Origin of the sequence: Nitrincola alkalilacustris (assembly GCF_008973755.1) — a bacterium.
In the GTDB taxonomy this organism is placed as follows: domain Bacteria; phylum Pseudomonadota; class Gammaproteobacteria; order Pseudomonadales; family Balneatricaceae; genus Nitrincola; species Nitrincola alkalilacustris.
Map to the genome: position 1 here is coordinate 500199 of NZ_WBOM01000003.1, position 19639 is coordinate 519837.

The window sequence follows — 19639 nt, forward strand, 5'->3', positions numbered from 1 at the left end:
CATTATTGCGTTCCAGTATGCGCATCCATGCTGAGATAGTATGGTTTTTGCTGAACAGTGGCGACCTGACCATGAGTCAGTGGTCGCCAGTCAGTGTTCAGCAAGCGGGATGAGACAGTTGCAGAAATATAAAGATTGGACTGCCTGCCTATTTTACGCATTTACGGATGATCTGTGAGATATCCCTGCGTGTCAGGCCTATATCATTCAGAATCCTATCATCAAGTTCGGATAACTGGCGCTCAGTTTCGTTGATACGGTACCAGCGAAAAGATGACTCTATCAGACGAGTGATTGCATTCAGTATTTTTTTCGGAATATCGATCCAACTGCTCAACTTCTTCGGGCTGCGCTGTTCTGCACACACCTGTTGAAGGCAGATAGTTTGATTAGTATTGTTCATTGCTTACACCTGCTATATTGAGTTGATGAAAGTGCCTTAATGACATGTTTATAGGGTCAATATCTCAGTTGTATCTGCTGCTGACAAACGATGATAATTTGATAAAGGGTTAGATTTTCTCACTTATGAATATGAAGCGAAAACTACCTCCACTGAATGCATTGCGTGCTTTTGAGGCTGCAGCCAGGCATATGAGCTTTGCCATGGCGGCGGATGAGCTGAATGTCACACCCGCTGCGATCAGCCATCAGATAAAGGCACTGGAAGATCATCTCGGTGTCATGCTGTTTATCAGGCGTCCACGTGCCCTGATACTGACGGAAGCAGGCCAGGGGTGCCTGCCGGATCTCAGGGCTGGTTTTGACCAGATGGAGGCCGCAGTGAACCTGGCGAGACGCTGGAACGCCACCAAGCCCCTGACTATAAGCGTTGTGCCGACCTTTGGAGCGCGGTGGCTGGTGCCGCGTATTCATCTCTTTCGCAAACAGCACCCGCAGATTGAGATTCGCATAGATGCCTCAATGGCGATGGTGGATTTTCAGCGTAGCGATATTGATCTGGGCATTCGTTATGGGCTGGGTAACTACCCGGGGCTGCATGTCGAGAGAATTGTTTTCTGTGACCATGTTTTTCCAGTCTGCTGCCCGGAGCTGTTGAAGGGGCCTCATCCTCTGCTGACACCGCAGGATCTGCAATTTCATACGTTGCTGCATGTCACCAGTGGCACTGGTGTACCCAGCTATTTTGACTGGAACATGTGGCTGCGAAGTGCCGGTATCGAGGGGGTCAACAGTGAGCAGGGGCCCTATTTCGTTCAGACAGATCTGGCGCTGAGGGCTGCCGTGTCAGGACTGGGTGTCTGCCTGGCCAGTGAGTTACTGGCACAGGAGGAGCTGGAAACCGGCCGCCTGGTCAAGCCTTTCTGCCAGCAGTTTGAAAGTAACTTTGCCTATTACCTGGTCTGCGCTGAGCGCAATGTCAATGACCCCAGAGTGAAGAGTTTTTTCAAGTGGATCCATGGCATGGCAGAAGTTGAGAAGGATCAGTCGCCAGGTTGTCTTGCAGATCTGGTGACCGATCCATAAGTGATGGCTGTCAGGCTTTTCGGTTTTTCAGATAGCAGATCGGGTGCAATACCAGCCAGGCGTAGATACCCAGTCCAATCGAAGCACCAATCAGGTTCATCCAGTCTACCCAGGTGTTCACATATGCGATGCTGGACTGGGTATGAATCGGTACGAAATAGAGCGCTGCTATTGCTACGATCGGTGGCAGCAGTTTTGAACCAATACCGCCTGGTTTTGTAAAGCCATAGCCTTTAGTGCGTGCGATCACCTGTGGGATCAGAAAAATCACAAGCATCAGAGCAATCAGCCACAGCCAAGGCAGGGCGGAGTACCAGAGAACAGTCAGAATGCCAGTCAGTGTCATGGTGATACTCCTTATATTTTGCCTTCAAGCATGGCGTAGTAAGCGGGGCGCAACATGCGCTCTTTCATGACCCATACGGTCCAGGATTCCTCTTTCGGATCGATGAAGGAGAAGGAGGGCAGCAGCTTGCTGTCCCAGCCAAACTCCACCAACATCGCCTTGCCGATACTGGTGATCAGTGGGCAGGAGGTATATCCGTTATGACGGGCAGGCAGTGGGCGATCCTGCAGATAGGCCAGGAAGTTCTGCTCCAGTACATTGGCCTGCATCTTCACGCTGGCGGCGGTCTTGTTGCTGGGCATCCCCATCACATCACCGATACCCCAGACATTGGGATAGTTGGGGTTCTGCAGGGTTTCTCTGTCCACCTCCATCCAGTCGACAAAGGGTCCTTCGCTGAAGCGCAGCGGGCTGTTGAGGATTGATTCCGGTGCGGTCATGGGCGGGACAACATGAATAAAGTCGTAATCGCGTGTTTCCTCCCAGGTGTCCTGTTGCTCACTACCAACAGTGTAATGGCCAGATGTTGCCGTCCCTGTGCGCTCGCCCTTGACCTTATAAGTGGCTTTCTTTGCATCGGCATCAATCCCTGTGAGGGTCCAGAAATCGTTGCGTATCACCCCCTGCTCGGTAAAGCGCTGCTTTACAAAGTCGTTATAGAAGGGCACACCGAACAAGCCGCCTGAAGGCGTCATGAACTCGACATTGAACTGATCACGTTTACCACTGTTCTCAAGGCGGGACAGGGTGGTGAAAGTCATTTTAAGGGGCGCACCGGCACATTTGAGGGCTGTCGGTGGCAGATTGAACAGGCCGGTACCACGCCCACTTGCTATCCAGCGATCGATCTCGACACTGGTGGCTTCAGCCTCATTAATCCCGGCATAGACGCTGCCGATCCCCTTGCCCTGGCCAATCAGGCGTGTATCAATCCCTTCGATCCGTTCATAGCGCAGCTGTAATCCGCAAGCCACTATCAGGTAGTCATACTTTAATGTTTCACCATTACTGAGCGTGACCTGATTGTTATCCGGATCATACTCGGTCACCATGCCACGCACCCAGTTGACGCTGGGTGGCAGCCATTCGGCGGTTTTCGACAGTGTCTTCTTTTTGTTCCATACCGCTGAGGCAACCAGCGTCCAACCGGGCTGATAGTGATGATCCTCACGGCTGTCTATGATGGTGATGCGCGCGCCGGGAAGGCTTCGGGTAAAGCGGTTAGCCATTGCAATACCACCTGCACCGGCGCCGCTGATAACAATATGCGCATTAGTCTGCTGAGCCAGCGCGTCAGGAATCAAACCTAATGCCGGTCCTGCAACGGCAGATGCCAGACCTAACTTGAGCAGGTCTCGGCGACTTTTACTATCTGGATGTGGGGTCTTTCTAGTCATTGCACTTTACTCCGGGCGCCACTGAGTGATTAATTGGTGATCACTCTATTTTTATATATATTAACATGACTTAAATTATATATAACTAATACTAAGGTCAATATTCCATTCTGTTTTACTTGCGCTGGATCAATACTTGAGTGGAAGGTTTGAATAGGTCATTGTGTAGAGATAACATTTGAACAAATAAACAAACGGATGCCCTTGTCCGGCAGAGCAGGTAAGTTCAACCGTGATTCAACTAGATACCTACGACAAACGCATCCTCAAGCTGCTTCAGACTGATGGACGCATCAGCAATCAGGAGTTGGCAGACAGTATCGGGCTGTCTCCCGCAGCTTGCTGGCGTCGGGTTAAGGCGCTGGAGGAAGCAGGCGTTATTCGTGGTTTTGTCGCGCTAGTAGAACCTCGTCAGGTAGGTCAGCCCCTGTGCGTGATGGCGATGGTGACCCTGTTACGACACAGTGCCGACAGCACGGTTGAATTTGAGGAGCGGGTAAAGCAGTACCCGGAAGTGCTGCAGTGTTATGCAGTGACGGGTACGGCGGATTTCATGTTGCGGGTCGTTATCCCCGATATGGAATCTTATGATCGTTTTCTGAATGAAAAGATCTTCACCATCTCCGGCATCTCACAGGTGCACAGTAATTTTGCACTGCGTGAAATCAAAAACGAGACAGCAATACCTGTCTGATTTTCAAGGGTAGCAGATTCAGCACAGACTCTTTCCTGTAAGGAAATAATCTTCTTCACCCTGTCGGGATTATCCCCGGATCAAAATTGGGTAAGGTAGGTCAGATAAAGAGAACCTACAAAAACAAGAAAGAAGAGAGCGACGATGCTGAACACCTACACCTTCCCCGAGTATGATTATATTCGCTCCAAGGATCAGGATGCGGCTGAGCCTGTTCGCCATCCAGTGATAGTGGTCGGCGCCGGACCAATCGGCATGGCGATGGCATTGGATCTGGCGTTACATGATGTACCCGTCGTGGTGCTGGATGACAACAACACCGTCAGTGTCGGTTCACGTGCTGTCTGCTACGCCAAGCGTTTTCTTGAGATCATGGATCGCCTGGGAATCGGGCAGCGTCTGGTGGACAAGGGTGTCACCTGGAACATCGGCAAGGTGTTCTTCGACCGTGATCTGGTTTACACCTTCAACATGCTGCCGGAGGAGCATCATCGACGTCCCGGTTTCATCAATCTTCAGCAGTATTACCTTGAAGAGTACATGGTTGACCGCATCCATGAGCTGGGCGGTATCGATCTGCGCTGGAAAAGCAAAGTCACTCAGGTTGAGCAGGACGAAACGGGCGCCACTGTCACGGTCGAAACGCCGGAAGGCAGCTATCGCATGCAATGCGACTACCTGATCGCCTGTGATGGTGCCAACTCTCAGATCCGCAGCCAGTGTGGACTGGAGTCCAAAGGGCAGATCTTCAAGGATCGCTTCCTGATCGCCGATGTGGTGATGGACCCGAGCAACTTCCCACCTGAGCGCTGGTTCTGGTTCAACCCGCACTTCCATGAGGGGCAGTCTACACTGCTGCATCGTCAGGCTGACAATGTCTGGCGTATCGATTTCGATCTGGGTTGGGATGCCGATCCGGAAGAGGAGAAAAAGCCGGAGAACATCATTCCACGTGTGCGTGCCTTCCTGGGAGATGAGGTCGAGTTTGAACTGGAATGGGCGAGTGTTTATACCTTCACCTGTCGCCGCATGGACAACTTCCGTCTGGGTCGTATCTTCTTTGCCGGTGATGCTGCACATCAGGTTTCACCCTTTGGTGCACGTGGTGCCAACTCCGGTGCCCAGGACACCGATAATCTGGCATGGAAACTCAAGTTGGTGATGGATGGCCGTGCGCCGGACAGCCTGCTGGATACCTATTCAGATGAGCGCGTCTATGCAGCAGATGAGAATATTCTCAACTCGACCCGTTCAACAGACTTCATTACCCCCAAGAACGAGATCAGCCGTGTATTCCGTGACGCGACACTGAGCCTGGCCAGGGATTATCCCTTCGCCCGCCGTCTGGTCAACTCGGGCCGCCTGTCTTTGCCTGCGGTGTACACCCACTCATCGCTGAATACGCTGGATCAGGAAACCTTCGTCGGTAATATGCTGCCCGGCGCGCCAAGCACCGATGCACCGGTCAGCAAGGCAGGGCAGGAAGGTTATCTGCTCGATCATCTGGGCAATCAGTTCAATGGCCTGCTGTTCATTGAAGGCAAGCGTGATCTGAGCCAAGCGGTACTGGATCAACTTTCGGCCCTGTATCAGGCGAAAATCCCGCTGAAGAGCTATCTGGTCTGCTCACACCAGGTTGATCTGCCTCTACCTGATGGTGTCGAGTTGCTGGTGGATACACTGGGTGTGGTCAAGGAGCGCTTTGACGCAACTGCAGGAACCTTCTATGTGCTGCGCCCGGATCAGCATGTCTGCGCCAGAATGCGCCAGCTTGATAACAACCGCGTTGCTGCTGCTATCCGCAAGGCAACGGCTCAGTGATTTCGTCAAGACAGAATAAGAGAGAGAAACATGACTAAACTTATAACTGATCCGAACCTGCTGCAGCCGGATGATTTCTATCAGGAGCTGACAGATCTTCACCGTGATCTGACGCCCGAACAGAGCGCCGAGATCAATGCCAAGCTGATCCTGTTGCTGTGTAATCATATCGGTGATCAGGCGGTACTGTCGGAAGCGATGCTGATCGCGAAAAAGAATCTGAAAGCGGCTTAATACAAACGCCGCATTTGGGGCGATGCCCCGGACAGACACAGTGCACTGGCGCACAAGACGCCAGGCACATCTATGCTGTAAGTGCTTTTAATGAAAGGGTGATACATGAAAAAATGGATTCACTACCCCGTTATCGAGGGTGAAACCACGCGCCAGGCTCACTGCGACATGCCTGCGGGTACTTTTGATCGCGAGGTAGGGCGTGAAGGCTTCTTCGGCCCAGCCACGCAGATGCATCACAAGCATGCACCGACAGGCTGGATCAGAATGGAAGGGCCGTTGCGCCCACGCTCTGCTGATATCAACGAAATTTCCAACCGGGCAGACAGTCCGGCAGATGCGGTTCTGTTGCTGCACAATGCTGCATGCAAGGTACGCACCTGGCGCTGTGATCAGGCGATGGACCATCTGTTCCGCAATCAGGATGGTGATGATCTGCTGTTTATCCATGAAGGCAGCGGCGAGTTTTTCTGCGATTACGGTCATTTCAGCTTCCGGGATGGTGACTATATCGTGATTCCCCGCGGCACCATGTGGCGTATCGAGCCTACCGCGCCGATCTTCATGATGCTGACCGAAGCGACTAACGATGCCTATCAACTGCCGGAAAAAGGAGCGGTCGGTCAGCACGCGATCTTTGATGCCGGGGTGCTGGATCGCCCGCATATCAATGACCAGTTCAAGGCGCAGCAGGATGAAAACGAGTGGACCATCCGTGTTAAGCGCCTTAACCAGATCACCGAGATCACCTATCCCTACAATCCGCTCGACTGTGTCGGCTGGCACGGTGATCTGTGTGTGGTCAAACTCAACTGGCGTGATATCCGTCCGCTGATGAGCCACCGTTTCCATCTGCCGCCAAGTGCACACACCACCTGGGTGGCAAAGCGCTTTGTAGTATGCACCTTCTGCCCACGCCCGATGGAGACTGATCCGGGCGCCCTTAAGTTGCCCTATTTTCATAATAATGATGATTATGATGAGGTGCTCTTCTATCATCAGGGTAACTTCTTCAGCCGTGACAATATTCGTGCCGGGATGATCACCTTCCATCCCTGCGGTTTTACGCATGGTCCGCATCCAAAAGCCTATGCTGCTGCCGAAGGCAATGCCGGCAAGATGACCGATGAGGTGGCGATGATGATCGATACACGCGATCCACTCGAACACACGCCAGCCTTCAGTCAGGTGGAAGATGTCAACTACGTGAACTCCTGGAAACCGAAGTAACCGGGAATATTCATCAATAACCGAGCCTGACTGCTGTGATGCATAAAACTATCCGGCAGCCAGGCTCCAGAATAAATTTTTCAAGGTGAACATATGAAACTCGGATCTCTCAATCAGGGACGTGACGGCAAGCTGGTCGTTGTATCCCGTGACCTCAGCCTGGCAGTTGAGGTGCAAAATATCGCACCAACCATGCAGTATGCGATCGACAACTGGGATACGGTGGCGCCAGCGCTGGAACGTATCTATCTGTCACTGAATGAAGGTGAGGTAGTCGGTTCCTTTGAGCTGGATCTCAATCAGCTTGCCTCTCCACTGCCACGTGCCTATCAGTGGTGCGACGGATCAGCCTATGTGAATCATGTAGAGTTGGTACGCAAGGCACGTAATGCCGAGATGCCACCGAGCTTCTGGACAGATCCGCTGATGTATCAGGGTGGATCTGATGCTTTCCTGGCACCCACAGGTGACATTCTGATGGAGAGCGAAGAGTGGGGGATCGACTTTGAAGCAGAAGTGGCCGTTGTCACAGGTGATGTGCCGATGGGTGTCAGTGCTGAGAAGGCAGCAGAGACGATCCGTCTGGTGATGCTGGTTAATGACGTTTCACTGCGTAATCTGATTCCGGCAGAGCTTGCCAAAGGCTTTGGCTTTTTCCAGTCGAAACCCTCAAGTGCTTTTTCACCGGTTGCCGTCACGCCGGATGAGCTGGGCAACAGCTGGCAGGATGGTCGCCTGAATGGACCGATGCTGGTGGAGTACAACAATCAGCCGTTCGGCAAGGCCGATTGTGGCACCGATATGGTGTTCAACTTCCCACAGTTGATCGCCCATGCGGCCAAAACTCGCCCACTGGGTGCCGGTGCCATTATCGGCTCAGGTACCGTTTCCAACAAGCAGGATACTGAGCATGGTTCTGCGATTGCTGATGGTGGTGTTGGCTACTCCTGCATTGCCGAGGTTCGCATGATTGAAACGATCAATACCGGTGCGGCCAAAACACCTTACATGAGCTTTGGTGATCGTGTGCGTATCGACGTTAAGGATGCCAAGGGTCAGAGCATTTTTGGTGCGATTGATCAGAAGGTTGTCAAATATACCGCTTGAGTATGTCTGCCCGGTCGTTGAGCGTCACAGCTCAGCGGCCTGTCTGATACAGAACAATCATACGATCAATCACAGAGGACAAAAATGATGAAGCTCTATGATTACTGCCGCTCATCGGCGGCCTATCGTGTGCGCATTGCGTTGAATATGAAAGGCCTGGAGTACGAACAGATCCCGGTCAGTCTGCTGGAAGCCGAGCATCGCAGTGCTGAGCACCTGTCCCGTAACCCTCAGGGTCTGGTACCGAGTCTGGAAGACAAGGGCGCTATCATCAATCAGTCACTCGCCATAGTTGAGTACCTTGAGGAGCGCTACCCGGATACCTTCCGACTGCTGCCGGCAGAGCCTCTGGCACGTGCTCGTGTGCGCTCGCTGTCCCAATTGATTGCCTGCGACATACATCCGGTCAATAACCTGCGCATTCTGAAGTATCTAGTCTCTGAGTTTGGCATCACGGAAGAGCAGAAAACCGCCTGGTATCAGCACTGGATTCATGCAGGTTTTCAAGCCCTGGAGCAGCACCTGACTAGTAGTGATGAGACAGGTGTGTATTGCCAGGGCGACAGTCCGACATTGGCTGATATCTGCCTGGTTCCGCAGGTATTCAATGCCAACCGCTTTAAATGTGATCTCAGCGATTTCCCGACCATCCGTCGTATCCATGCGGCCTGTGAAGAGCTGGAGGCGTTCAGTAAAGCGCATCCTGATCTGCAGCCAGGTGCTTGAGATCTGACTTAATTCGACCTATTCAAGAACAGGAAACCATCATGGCGAAAAAACCCTTTGCATCATCCGCCGATCTCGGCGAGAAAAAAGAGATCCTCGAAGTCCTTGGTGACGGCATCTATGCCTTGACCGCCGAAGGTGACCCCAATGTGGGTGCGATCGAAGCGGAAGATTTCATCATTGCATTTGAAGCCCGTGCGACACCCAAAGCCGCAAATGACTGGCTGGAGATGCTGCGCGAACATACTGATAAACCGGTTAAATATCTGGTGCTGTCGCACTACCACGCTGTGCGTGTACTGGGTGCATCTGCCTTCAAGGCTGAAAGCATTATCGCGCATGAGAAAACCAAATTCCTGATCGATGAGCGCGGCAACGAAGACTGGGCCAGCGAATACGGCCGCATGCCACGCCTGTTCCGTGAGCCAGATGGCATCCCCGGTCTGACTCACCCCGATATCGTGTTCAATGATCGTCTGGAAATCCCTCTGGGCGGTGATCGTGGCAGCCTGATTCTGGAGTATTGCGGTCGTGGCCACACGGCTGGCGATATCGTGGCCTGGTTACCGAAACAGAAAGTCCTCTTTGCAGGTGATCTGGTTGAAGCGGCAGCCGCACTCTACACAGGCGATGCTTTCCACTTCGACTGGGCCAGCAAAACACTGGACAAGGTTAAATCCTACGAAGCAGAAGTGCTGGTCGGTGGCCGTGGTGCAGTGGCACGTGGTCGTGCCGAGGTTGATGCTGCCATCGAACAGACCCGTGGATTCCTCACCGGCATGATCGAAAAAGTGGGCGAAGTGCACAAGCGCGGCGGCACGCTGAAGGAAGCCTTCGAGCAGACTCACGAGCATCTGGCACCCAAGTTCGGCATGTGGCCGATCTTCGAACACTGCCTGCCATTCGATGTGCAGCGCCTGTGGGACGAGTTCGACGACATCGACTGGCCACGCATCTGGACCGCAGAGCGTGATCAGGAAGTTTGGGATAAACTGCAGGATTAATCGCTTCAGGCGATGCTGCTTGTACCAAACCTTTCCCGGTAATCCTGAGGGGATACACCAATATGGCGCATGAAACAGCGCCGCATCCCCTCATATCCGGAAAAGCCACAGCGGCGTGAAATGCTGGCGATACTTTGCTTCGTAGTCGTCAGCAGCCTCTGTGCCTCTTCAAGTCTGAACCGCTCAACGGCGCGAGCAGGAGATAGCCCCATTATCTCCTTATACTTGCGGTAGAAGTTTCGTGGGCTCATGCTGACCTGTTCAGCCAGCAACTCAATGCTGAGATCCTCTGCAAGATGCTCGATAATCCAGGCATGCAGTGTATCGAATCGACCGAGGCCATCATTTATCTGGCTCTTGAGCAGGTTGCTGAATTGCGCCTGTCCGCCGGGCCTTTTAATAAAAATCACCAGCGACTGAGCTAACTGCATCGCTGCGTCATGCCCCAGATCCTCTTCAACCATGGCCAGTGCCAGATCTATCCCCGCTGATACACCCGCGGAAGACCAGATATGCCCATCCCTGACATAGATTGGGGCGGCATCGACCTGCACCAGCGGGTAGCTCTGCTGCAGTTGCTCACACCAACGCCAGTGAGTTACGGCGCGCCGGTGGTCCAGAACACCTGCCGCCGCCAGAATAAACGCCCCCATGCAGACAGAGCCCACGCGCCTTACCTTCTGGCTTTGGGTTGCAATCCAGTCGGTGAGTCGTTTGTCGGTTGCCGCTGTTATCGCGCTTCTGCCACCCGCTACGATCAGTGTATCAATTAAGGTTGTTGCGGCTTCATGAAGGGTTATCGTGTCAAAGGTCACACCGGTGTCAGTCGCGATTCTGCCACCTTCAACAGAGGCGAAAATCGGTTCATAACAGGGTGTATCACTATTATCGGATCGCGCCTGATGAAATACCTGCAGCGGGCCTGCAATATCCAGCAGCACAGCTTCCGGAAACAGAATAAATACAAGTCGTCTGGGTGACTCGTTGGTTTTTGTTGATTTGGCAGTATTAGTGGACATCTTGTCATTTATGCCATGACTGTTCTGATTAAGCTAGCTGCAAGAGTCAAATAACCAATGGAGATAGCCATGTCATTGAGTCTGGAAAACTGCATCAACAGTCACTGCCCCTGGTCGGGTAATCCAGTCAGCGCTGAGGCATTAGCCCTGTATCGTGGAGTGACAGTCGGATTCTGTAATCCTGGATGTCGGGATAAGTTTATTAAGGCCACCAGTCTGTTTGATGAACTGCTGAATAGTCTGGAAACTACGAGGCGAGGCAAGGAATGAACATTATCCGGTCTCATGAATTCACAGCTCCACACGCCTGGGGTGCAATCAATATTTAGAAGCAAAGATCAATATTTTCAGGCAATTCCGCAATAAACGTCATATCCTTTGTACTATCAGAATGAGGACCCTGTGTTTTAGTAAAGGATCTGAACAGAGTGATGATGACAACAGGCTGGCGAATATCTGTTGCGGCAATTGTATTGTCGCTTGCTGCACCTTCATATGCCGACAGGTCTGCTGAGACTACCCTGGAGGTTCTTCATTGGTGGACATCTGCCAGCGAGCATGCAGCGGCCGAGTTGCTGCGTGAAGCGATGGAAGAGGAGGGTTATCGGATCACCGATTATGCAATTGTCGGTGGTGCCGGTGAAGGTGCAGTCAAGGTACTCAAGGCACGGGTACTGCTTGATGATGCGCCGGATATTGCACAGATTATCGGGCCATCGATACGGAACTGGGCGGAGTTGGGGTTTTTCCATTCGCTGGCTGGTAGCCAGGATAACCACACTCTGTTTGATAACCTTTCCAGCCCCGTGTTTGATCTGGTCGCGTATGAGGAACAGCCGTTTGCTGTCCCGCTTGCGATCCATCGAGTTAACACGCTGATCTTTAATCAGACACTTTTTGATAAGTTCGGACTTGAGCCTGCTGTAGACTGGGCTAGCTGGCTGGAGCAGTTAGATCTGTTGCAGCAAGCAGGCATCGTGCCCCTGGCTCACTCAAATCAACCTTGGCAGAATGCGACCTTGTTCGAAACTGTTCTTGCAGTCACAGCATCCCCCGATACCTACCATCAGATCATGATCGAACAGGATAGCTCGGCACTTTTGGGCGAAGAGATGGCGCTGAGCCTGACCCGATTCAGGCAACTGAAATCCTACATGCAACCTCTGCGAAACAGTGACTGGAGCGAGGCCACGCGCCAGGTATTTGAGGGAAAGGCAGGAATGCAGTTGATGGGTGACTGGGCGCTAGGTGAGGTGCTGCAATGGCAGACTGGCGGTCTGGTCGGTAGCCAGATTGACAATCAGATCGGCTGTTCGGCATTTTTCTCGCAGCAGCATCTGTACAGTGTTGATAGTCTGGTATTCTTTCGCAGCGGCTCTTTGACGGAAGGCGCAGTTCAACGCTTAGTGCAAAAACTTGGCGATTCGGATTTTCAGTATCGCTTTGCACAGGTTAAAGGCGCCATACCGGCCAGACAGGATGCAGCGTTATCGGTACAGCCATGCCTGGCGGCTTCGGCACGAGACTTTGAACAACAGACACGCTTACCCAGTCTGGTGCATCGGACGGCCGCCATAGAGGAGGTGCGCAATGTATTCATTCATGCGCTGCACCGCTTTTTCAACGATGACACACAGGATATCAAGCTGACTCAGACGCGTCTGGCAGCTGAACTCAGAGCATTACAATAATGAAAACCCTACTCATAGTAGATGATGATAAGAAAATACTGAGTCTGTTACAGGCCTATCTTGAGCGTAATCAGTTCCGCGTGATCAGCGCCTTGAACGGCGAAACAGCGCTGCAGATGTATGAGCAGCATCCGGAGATTGAATTGGTAGTATTGGATGTGATGCTGCCGGATCTGGATGGTTTCCAGGTATGCCGTTTGCTGCGCAAGCGCTCAGATGTGCCGATTCTGATGCTGACGGCTAACATTGATGAAACCGACCGTATCGTTGGGTTAGAGCTGGGAGCAGATGACTATCTGGGCAAGCCGTTCAACCCGCGTGAGTTGCTGGCTCGTATCAAAGCCATTTTGCGGCGTGTGGAAGGCGGCAATGCTCAGCAACCAACCTGTTATTTTTTTGCTGATTTCTGTCTGGATTGCGTCAACCGAACGCTGATGGGTGCCGACGGGCAAGAGGTTGTTCTGTCGGGCAATGAGTTCATGTTGCTGCAATACCTGGTTCAGAGAGCTGGCTCGATTGTGGAGCGAAGCCAATTGATTGAGGCTACACATGGACGAGATCTGGGACCATTGGATCGTAACCTGGATGTCCAGATCAGCCGTTTGCGCAGTAAACTCAAAGACGAAGGTAAGCAGCCGCGATTTATCAAAACTGTGAGGGGCGTGGGCTATGTATTTGCCTGCGAGGTGAGTGTGGATGCGCCTGATTGAGTCGCTCATGCCAGCGTCTTTGCTGGCTCGGATGATCCTGACGCTTGCGCTGGGGATGGTTCTGACTCAAACGGCGGTCAGCCTGAACTGGTCCACCCATCTACACAATCAGGCTCGTCATGATACTCAGCAGGCGGCTGGTTATCTGGGCAGCGCAGCGGCGGCCACAGTTCATTACTTTGCCTTGTTGCCGCAGAGTTATCAGCCACTGGTGATTGATCAACTCAGGGAGATGGGTGGTACGCGCTTTTTTGTCACGCTCAACCCCGAAGTACTGCAGATAAACGGTATCAGCGATGACCCTTTGGCAGAGCAGGCGCGGATCAGCTTTCAACAGGCGCTGGAGGAGCAGTTAGGGACGGGCTTTCCGCTTGAGGCAGCCATTGCCTGGCCTGAACAGTTGGTGACATCAGAGCAGGGCACCCTGATTACAGATTTGCCTCGTCAATGGACTGAGTTCAGTCTGTTATTACAACCTAAGCCGGCACCGATCCTGGTCGCTCAGATAGCGCTGGAAAATGGTGATTGGCTGTATCTCGCCAGCCTGATGCCGGATCCCTATTTCCTGGATAAATCCAATCCCTTCAGTGGTTGGAGTTGGTTGATTCAACTGGTACCGATTCTGTCTGCGCTGGTGTTGATGATTCCGCTGACCCGCTCAATCACCAAGCCGCTTGCCCGACTGTCGGCTGCCACGCACAGCTTCGGACGCGGGTTGGCACATGAGGCCTTGCCGGAAACGGGTAGCCGAGAGTATCGCAATCTGCGCAATGCACTATTGGAAATGGAGCGTCGTATCGAGCAGTTCATCGCAGATCGAGGGCGGCTTTTTTCATCCATCAGCCATGACCTTCGCACACCTATCACACGCCTCAAACTGAGGACCGAAATGCTGGACGATCCTCAAATTCAACAGGAGTTTCATGAGGATCTGGATGACCTGTCACGACTGGTGACAGCAGCGCTGCAAAGCGTCAAGGACACAGCACTGGATGAGCCGATCAGCGAAGTCAGGCTTGATGAATTGCTGCGACGTCTCACTCAGACCTACAGCCTCAGCGGCCAGGTGGTCAGCATTAAATGCCCAGAAATTTTACTGCAGACACGGGTACTGGCACTCAAACGCGTGCTTGATAATCTGATCAACAATGCACTGCTCTATGGCGATAAGGTGGATATTCGAGTTGAGCAGCGAGAGCAGCTTTGGATCAGTATCAGGGACTATGGCCCCGGTGTAGCGGAATCGGAGATCGAGAACCTGATACAGCCTGGCCAGCGTCTGGAACATGGTCGCAGTCGTAACCAGGACGGGCAGGGGTTGGGTTTAACCATCAGTCATAACCTGGTGCTTGGGCTGGGTGGCCAGTTGAAGCTCTTCAATCATCCTACCGGTGGCCTGGTCGCTCAGATACGCCTGCCTCAGAAACTGACCTGACAACATCTGTTGCAAGGTTTTGCAAGATTACGTAGTGCCCTGTAATACAAGCAATTATTTGCAGTACTTTTCTGAAAGACACACTCCTTACTTCATCTTAATGTAAAGAATCTGTCGATGACCTGTAGCCAGGTTCCTATCGGCACTGCTGCCTTGCAGCCAATAAACATAAGAAAGGTTGAAGTGTCATGTCAGATTCATTACTGCAGATCATCAGTCCTGTTGCCGGACGTGTTCTTGCGTTGAGTGATATTCCCGATCCGGTTTTTTCAGAAGGTATGGTTGGCGATGGATGTGGTATCGACCCGACGGGGCAAGAGATATCCGCGCCTGTGAGTGGTGTGATCAGCCAATACCATCGTTGCAAGCATGCGTTGGCAGTCCGTCATGACAGCGGCATAGAAGTATTGATTCATCTTGGGTTGGATACAGTCACTCTTGAGGGAAAAGGGATATCCAGCCTGGTACAACAGGGTGACAAGGTGATTGCCGGTCAGCCGTTGCTCAGATTTGATGCAGACTATCTTGCACTGAATGCCCGATCATTGATCAGCGCCATTGTTGTGACTAATCCTGAGCTTTTGACAGGTATCTCTGTGGTCGCACCCTCACTTGTTGAGTCTCATCAGCCTTTGCTGCAGCTGGAGCTGAAATCCGACACCGTTATTAATGGCTCTTCCGCACTTGTTTCAGAGGATTTTGTTTCAGAGGACCTAGTTTCAGAGGACCTAGTTTCAGAGGACCTGTCTTCGGCAATGACTCACGCCTGTGGAGAGGTGTGTATACCTAATCCTTTGGGGCTGCATGCACGTCCAGCAGCCCGCTTGTCTGATCATGTAAAGAAGCTTGGTGTGAAGGTCACCGTTTATAAAGGTGTACAGGCGGCCAATGCGGCATCTGTTGTTGCCGTGATGGGGCTGGGCACGGTGCAGGGTGATCGACTTAAAGTCGAAGTGACAGGTATTGATGCCGAGTCGGCATTAGAGTCCATATTGTCGGCTATTGTGGGTGGCCTCGGTGAGGTTTGTCAGCCAGTTGAAGCTGCACCCTCTGTTACTGCACCCTCTGTGATCGCGCTTGAAGACGAGCCTTCATTACTTCGCCGTCGAGTGGTGTCTGAGAATCAGTTACTGGGCGTTGCCGCATCAGCCGGTCAGGCAGCCGGTGTCATCTATCGTATAAATGACGAACTACCGGATTATAGCCGTGTTTCAGATGACTCAAGACAAGAGTTGATGCGCCTCAAAGCAGCTCTTGCGGATCAAGCTATGAGTTTTCAGACACGCATCATACAAACAGAGGATGTTGATCAGGCTGATATATTCAGCGCCCATCTGAGTATGCTGCAGGATCCAGATCTGCTGCTTTTGATCGAACAGTACATAACCGATGGCGCCAGCTGTGAAGCCGCAGTTGATGACGCGTTCAAGCAGCAGATACAACAGCTTCAAAAAACAGAAAACAGCCTGCTGCAAAGCCGTATAACGGATCTTGTCGATATCCGTCATCAACTTCTGCAACGCATGCTGGGTGTGGATTCTGCGACTGATATTCCAGATGAAACTGTGTTGCTGATCAAAGATCTGAGCCCTTCGCTGGCAGCGAGTCTTGATCCGGCCGTCATCAGAGGGGTTATCACAGAGCAGGGTGGTGCAGCATCACATGCGGCCATTGTGATGCGTGGCCTGGGCATACCGATGTTGGCAGGGCTGGGTACACAATGTCACTCCTTACACAACGGACAACGTGTGATCGTGGATGGATCTCGCGGCGTGCTCGACATTGATGTCAGCGACAGTCAATTACAGACATTTGCGATCATGCAGACCGCTCGGCAAATGCAGGCTGATCGAGATCTTGCCCAGGTTCATGAACCCACCAGAATGCGCCAGGGGAGCCTGATTCAGGTTGCAGCCAATGTCGGTTGCCTGGCAGATGCGCGTCAAGGGTATCGTTTGGGTGCTGAAGGATCTGGCCTGGTGCGTACTGAGTTTCTATTTCAGTCGCAGCAGAAAGCACCCGATGAGAATCAGCAGTATGCGGCCTATATGGAGCTGCTGAGTGCTATGCCAGGCCAGACACTGATTATCCGAACTCTTGATGTCGGGGGCGACAAGCCGTTGAGTTATCTTCCTTTGCCGAAAGAGGATAACCCTTTTCTGGGTGAGCGGGGGATCCGAGTCGGTCTGCATCGCCCTGCGCTATTGCGCACCCAGGTACGCGCTATCTTGCGTGCCCATGCAGAAACTGGCCGTTGCAAGATCATGCTGCCAATGATTTCGAGACATGAAGAACTATCTCTCAGTCGCTTACTGATTCAGGAGGAGGCTCATAATCTTGGTGTTATGGTCTGTGATGTAGGCGTCATGATTGAGGTGCCATCGGCAGCGATGATGGCGGATCAACTGGCCAGTCAGGCCGATTTTCTCTCTATAGGCTCCAATGATTTGACTCAGTATGTGTTGGCGATGGACCGCGGACATCCGCAGTTGGCTACCTATGCAGATGGACTGGAGCCATCGGTGCTGAGAATGATTGCAAAAACCACCGAGGGCGCACTATTTCATCAGCGCTGGGTAGGTGTCTGTGGTGGATTGGCCTCAGATCCAACGGCTGTTCCAATTTTGCTGGGACTGGGGGTAACCGAATTATCAGTCAGTGCGCCCGCATTGCCTGAGATTCGTGCACTGGTGCGTCGCCTGGATGAAAAACAGTGTCAGGAGTTGGCACGCAAGGCATTAGACGCATCGGATGCCGAAGCCGTCAGGGCGCTGTCAACTGAGTTTTCCGGGAGTCTGTCATGAATCTGCTGAATAGTTTGTCACGGGTATTAAGTAATCGTCCCTCTAGCAAAATCGATACGCAATCATTTTTAACTCCATCTTCGCCGCCACTGGAACAGGTTTCAGTGCTGGCAGGTGGTGATGAGAATGTCGTGAGCATGAAAGTCTGCGCATTGACTCGATTACGAGTTGAACTGAAATCCCCTGTGTCATTGACCCTATCGCAATTGCCGGCACCTTTTGTCGGGCTGCTACCGATCAATGAACGTGTGATTTATCTGGTGGCTGCTGAAGATATCAGCCACTGGTCTGTCTGAGGAGGCCGCATGTCCTCCATAACAATAAAAAATGAAAACGGAGAGAACTCATGAACCTGTTAGGTTATGCTCAACGGCTCGGAAAATCGCTGATGCTTCCGATCGCCACGCTCCCGGTTGCTGCCTTGCTGCTTCGCCTTGGAGCGCCGGATCTTTTCAATCTTCCCTGGATGTTTCAGGCGGGGTCAGCCATTTTCAGTAATCTGTCACTGATCTTTGCACTCGGCATTGCCGTAGGGCTGGCACGTGATGAGCATGGCGCGGCTGCACTTGCCGGTGTCATTGGCTGGTTTGTGCTGACAAATACCGCAACCACAGTGAACGACACCATCAATATGGGGGTGTTTTCGGGCATTATCGCAGGGATAGTGGCCGGGCATGCCTATAACCGCTTCCATGCGGTAAAACTGCCCGATTATCTCGCTTTTTTCGGTGGCAAGCGCTTGGTCCCCATCATGACCGGTCTTATCACACTGCTTCTGGGCTTTGTGCTCGGGTATCTCTGGCCTGTGGCACAGCAGGGTATAGATGCCTTTGGTAACGGAGTGATAGAGTCCGGCAGCATCGGCCAATTTATCTATGGCACGTTCAACAGACTGCTGATTCCAGTAGGGCTACACCACGTTCTGAACAATATTTTCTGGTTTGGTATGGGTGAGTGCGTTCAAGTGACCTACGCGGTTGCTGATGCTGTCCGCAATACCTGTCTCGCATCTGATATCGTCAGCAACTTGTCACTCGGGGATTATTTGCCTGGCATAGATAATGCCGTGGTTACAGCGATCAGCACCACCGCAACCAGTGGCGATCTGCTGCGCTTTGCTGCAGGTGATCCGACGGCAGGTGTGTTCATGGCTGGTTTCTACCCCGTGATGATGTTTGGCCTTCCTGGCGCGGCATTGGCAATGTATTTTGCAGCACCTAAAGAGCGTCGTGCGGAAGTGGGCGGAATTCTCTTCTCAGCTGCGTTTACAGCGTTTCTGACCGGGGTGACAGAGCCGATTGAGTTCCTCTTCGTGTTCCTGGCACCAGCTCTGTATGTTCTGCATGCTGTGCTGACAGGTATCTCTCTGGTGGTCGCTAATATCAGTGGCGCTCTGCACGGGTTCGGATTCTCTGCTGGCCTGTTTGATCTTGTGTTGAATTGGAGCGGAGCGACACGTCCGGTGTTGCTGGTGATTCAGGGTGTCGTATGGTTTGCGCTTTATTTTGTCCTGTTCAGCTTGGCTATTCGCTTCTTCCGCCTGAAAACGCCGGGCAATGAATCCATTGATGCCGGTACAGGGACTGAATCCGGGCTCAACGTCTCAGGCTCTACACCGTCGGGTGTATCGGGCCAGTCGCAGCAAACGCTGGCACGCCAGTATCTGAAAGCGCTCGGTGGGCATGACAATATCAGCCATATAGATGCCTGTATCACGCGCCTGCGCCTGAGCGTCAAGGATCGATCCCGTGTACAGGAGTCTGCCTTTAAAAAGCTTGGTGCCAAAGGTGTTGTCAGTCTGGGGGAGAAAAACCTGCAGATCATTCTGGGACCACAGGCGGAGATCATTGCCGCCGAGTTGCGAATCATCCCGACCGATGAGTCTTTGCAGCAGATTCAACTGCCCGTTTAGACAGATAAAGCCTGAGCGATA

General features: G+C 52.4%; 19 protein-coding genes. 15 read left to right on the top strand and 4 right to left on the bottom strand.

Annotation, left to right across the window (positions count from 1 at the left end):
* Positions 1 to 148: 148 nt before the first annotated feature.
* Positions 149 to 403, bottom strand: a complete 255-nt coding sequence (locus F7R27_RS07775; RefSeq protein WP_151703657.1) for a DUF1127 domain-containing protein — start codon at positions 401 to 403, stop codon at positions 149 to 151.
* Between the two features lie 125 nt (positions 404 to 528).
* Here F7R27_RS07775 and F7R27_RS07780 point away from each other — a divergent pair, with 125 nt between their 5' ends.
* On the top strand, positions 529 to 1488 hold the full coding sequence (locus tag F7R27_RS07780) for a transcriptional regulator GcvA (protein WP_151703658.1): 960 nt from the start codon (positions 529 to 531) through the stop codon (positions 1486 to 1488).
* 10 nt (positions 1489 to 1498) lie between these two features.
* Here F7R27_RS07780 and F7R27_RS07785 read toward each other — a convergent pair whose 3' ends face one another.
* Both F7R27_RS07785 and F7R27_RS07790 read right to left on the bottom strand, forming a co-directional pair.
* On the bottom strand, positions 1499 to 1834 hold the full coding sequence (locus F7R27_RS07785; protein WP_151703659.1) for a hypothetical protein: 336 nt from the start codon (positions 1832 to 1834) through the stop codon (positions 1499 to 1501).
* A gap of 11 nt (positions 1835 to 1845) precedes the next feature.
* Positions 1846 to 3231: an NAD(P)/FAD-dependent oxidoreductase gene (locus F7R27_RS07790; protein WP_151703660.1), complete on the bottom strand. Its 1386-nt coding sequence runs from the start codon at positions 3229 to 3231 to the stop codon at positions 1846 to 1848.
* A gap of 232 nt (positions 3232 to 3463) precedes the next feature.
* Here F7R27_RS07790 and F7R27_RS07795 point away from each other — a divergent pair, with 232 nt between their 5' ends.
* The 7 genes from F7R27_RS07795 (at position 3464) to F7R27_RS07825 (ending at position 10047) form a co-directional block, all read left to right on the top strand.
* The gene (locus tag F7R27_RS07795; protein ID WP_151703661.1) at positions 3464 to 3925 is read left to right on the top strand and encodes an Lrp/AsnC family transcriptional regulator; all 462 of its coding nucleotides are present in this window, start codon (positions 3464 to 3466) and stop codon (positions 3923 to 3925) included.
* Between the two features lie 144 nt (positions 3926 to 4069).
* Positions 4070 to 5746: an FAD-dependent oxidoreductase gene (locus F7R27_RS07800; RefSeq protein ID WP_151703662.1), complete on the top strand. Its 1677-nt coding sequence runs from the start codon at positions 4070 to 4072 to the stop codon at positions 5744 to 5746.
* Positions 5747 to 5776: 30 nt separating this feature from the next.
* Entirely contained in the window at positions 5777 to 5980 is a 204-nt protein-coding gene (locus tag F7R27_RS07805) for a DUF2783 domain-containing protein (protein WP_151703663.1), read from the top strand.
* Between the two features lie 105 nt (positions 5981 to 6085).
* Positions 6086 to 7210 carry a homogentisate 1,2-dioxygenase gene (locus F7R27_RS07810; protein WP_151703664.1) on the top strand — a complete coding sequence of 375 codons (1125 nt, stop codon included), beginning with the start codon at positions 6086 to 6088 and terminating at the stop codon, positions 7208 to 7210.
* Between the two features lie 93 nt (positions 7211 to 7303).
* Complete coding sequence (locus F7R27_RS07815; protein WP_151703665.1) at positions 7304 to 8317, top strand: fumarylacetoacetate hydrolase family protein; 1014 nt, start codon at positions 7304 to 7306, stop codon at positions 8315 to 8317.
* Between the two features lie 84 nt (positions 8318 to 8401).
* Positions 8402 to 9043, top strand: a complete 642-nt coding sequence (maiA, locus tag F7R27_RS07820; protein WP_151703666.1) for a maleylacetoacetate isomerase — start codon at positions 8402 to 8404, stop codon at positions 9041 to 9043.
* A gap of 41 nt (positions 9044 to 9084) precedes the next feature.
* Positions 9085 to 10047 (top strand): MBL fold metallo-hydrolase, encoded by a 963-nt coding sequence (locus F7R27_RS07825; protein WP_151703667.1) that lies wholly within the window; start codon positions 9085 to 9087, stop codon positions 10045 to 10047.
* A 5-nt stretch (positions 10048 to 10052) separates the two neighbouring features.
* On the opposite strand, the gene F7R27_RS07830 is transcribed toward F7R27_RS07825, so the two are convergent.
* Positions 10053 to 11066: a GlxA family transcriptional regulator gene (locus F7R27_RS07830; RefSeq protein WP_151703668.1), complete on the bottom strand. Its 1014-nt coding sequence runs from the start codon at positions 11064 to 11066 to the stop codon at positions 10053 to 10055.
* A gap of 69 nt (positions 11067 to 11135) precedes the next feature.
* On the opposite strand from F7R27_RS07830, the gene F7R27_RS07835 reads away from it, so the two are divergent.
* The 7 genes from F7R27_RS07835 to nagE all read left to right on the top strand — a co-directional run bounded on the left by F7R27_RS07835 (position 11136) and on the right by nagE (position 19618).
* Positions 11136 to 11336 carry a glutathione S-transferase gene (locus tag F7R27_RS07835; RefSeq protein ID WP_151703669.1) on the top strand — a complete coding sequence of 67 codons (201 nt, stop codon included), beginning with the start codon at positions 11136 to 11138 and terminating at the stop codon, positions 11334 to 11336.
* A gap of 161 nt (positions 11337 to 11497) precedes the next feature.
* A complete protein-coding gene (locus F7R27_RS07840; RefSeq protein WP_240776299.1) occupies positions 11498 to 12757 on the top strand; it encodes an ABC transporter substrate-binding protein in 1260 nt (419 codons plus the stop codon).
* The gene (locus F7R27_RS07845) at positions 12757 to 13467 is read left to right on the top strand and encodes a response regulator (RefSeq protein WP_151703671.1); all 711 of its coding nucleotides are present in this window, start codon (positions 12757 to 12759) and stop codon (positions 13465 to 13467) included. Before F7R27_RS07840 ends, F7R27_RS07845 begins: the two co-directional genes overlap by 1 nt.
* A complete protein-coding gene (locus F7R27_RS07850) occupies positions 13454 to 14902 on the top strand; it encodes an ATP-binding protein (RefSeq protein WP_151703672.1) in 1449 nt (482 codons plus the stop codon). The genes F7R27_RS07845 and F7R27_RS07850 overlap by 14 nt, the downstream gene beginning before the upstream one ends.
* 188 nt (positions 14903 to 15090) lie before the next feature.
* On the top strand, positions 15091 to 17706 hold the full coding sequence (gene ptsP, locus F7R27_RS07855; protein WP_151703673.1) for a phosphoenolpyruvate--protein phosphotransferase: 2616 nt from the start codon (positions 15091 to 15093) through the stop codon (positions 17704 to 17706).
* A complete protein-coding gene (locus F7R27_RS07860) occupies positions 17703 to 18002 on the top strand; it encodes a PTS sugar transporter subunit IIB (RefSeq protein WP_151703674.1) in 300 nt (99 codons plus the stop codon). The genes ptsP and F7R27_RS07860 overlap by 4 nt, the downstream gene beginning before the upstream one ends.
* A 50-nt stretch (positions 18003 to 18052) precedes the next feature.
* Positions 18053 to 19618 (top strand): N-acetylglucosamine-specific PTS transporter subunit IIBC, encoded by a 1566-nt coding sequence (nagE, locus tag F7R27_RS07865; RefSeq protein WP_151703675.1) that lies wholly within the window; start codon positions 18053 to 18055, stop codon positions 19616 to 19618.
* Positions 19619 to 19639 lie beyond the last annotated feature (21 nt).